Consider the following 804-nt stretch of genomic DNA (forward strand, 5'->3'; position numbering starts at 1 on the left):
GCATGGGCTGTCTTGAATTTCAATTCAAACAGACCTATGCTTGAGGGGGATTCCTTGAGATGGTGATGGTATGAGTGTTGAAACTTTAGAGCAAAAAATTGCAAAGCAAGAAGAACGATTAAGACAACTAAAAGCACAAAAACAAGCTATTGCTGCTCGTGAAAAAAAGAAAGTTTCTGATCAGCAACGTAAAGATGATACGAGACGTAAAATTCTACTGGGGGCTTGGGCTTTAAATAAATTAAAAAATGATGAATCGTTTAAACAGCAATTAGCCGATTTTGAGCAATTTTTAAATACGGAAAATAAGACCGAAGAAAATAGGCAGAAAGATAAAGATCTTTTTAATGGATTTATTTGGGATAAGACCTAAATTTCGCATAAGAGATTTTATGTTAAATAGGTTCGATTAAGCAGATCGTCTTCTAATTTTGAACATTGCTCATCATCAATGACTCCGGTAATACTTTGTAGCCACAACCCATCTGCTGCTAAACGAAGTAACTCTAAATCAGGATGACTATCCGTTTCTGCATGTTGAGATAATCTATTTTTTAGCCATTCCATCCAAATTTTATTAAAGGTAGGCTCTGTGATCATAGTCATTGATAACGCTGACCAAGCAGAAACCACCCCATCTATTTGATGGATAAAAGAACTATGAATATAAGCTCGTGTGAATTTACCATATTCTGTTTGATCGCGTTTAATCAAGTATTCAACTGTTTGATCTAAATCAAGAATTATTTGATTGAACATTTCTTCTATCAAATTTTTTTTATTCGGGAAATGGTGAAATACCCC

Annotated in this window: 2 protein-coding genes; one reads left to right on the plus strand and one right to left on the minus strand. The window is 34.2% G+C overall.

What is annotated here, in order from left to right; translation table 11 throughout:
• Window positions 1-70 precede the first annotated feature (70 nt).
• Window positions 71-373, plus strand: a complete 303-nt coding sequence (locus tag RR876_RS16790) for a hypothetical protein (protein WP_179997530.1) — start codon at window positions 71-73, stop codon at window positions 371-373.
• Window positions 374-390: 17 nt separating this feature from the next.
• On the opposite strand, the gene RR876_RS16795 is transcribed toward RR876_RS16790, so the two are convergent.
• The coding region (locus tag RR876_RS16795) for a TetR/AcrR family transcriptional regulator (protein ID WP_332637167.1) at window positions 391-804 on the minus strand (414 nt) is incomplete at its 5' end.

Source organism: Acinetobacter sp. (assembly GCF_036666595.1).
In the GTDB taxonomy this organism is placed as follows: Bacteria; Pseudomonadota; Gammaproteobacteria; order Pseudomonadales; family Moraxellaceae; genus Acinetobacter.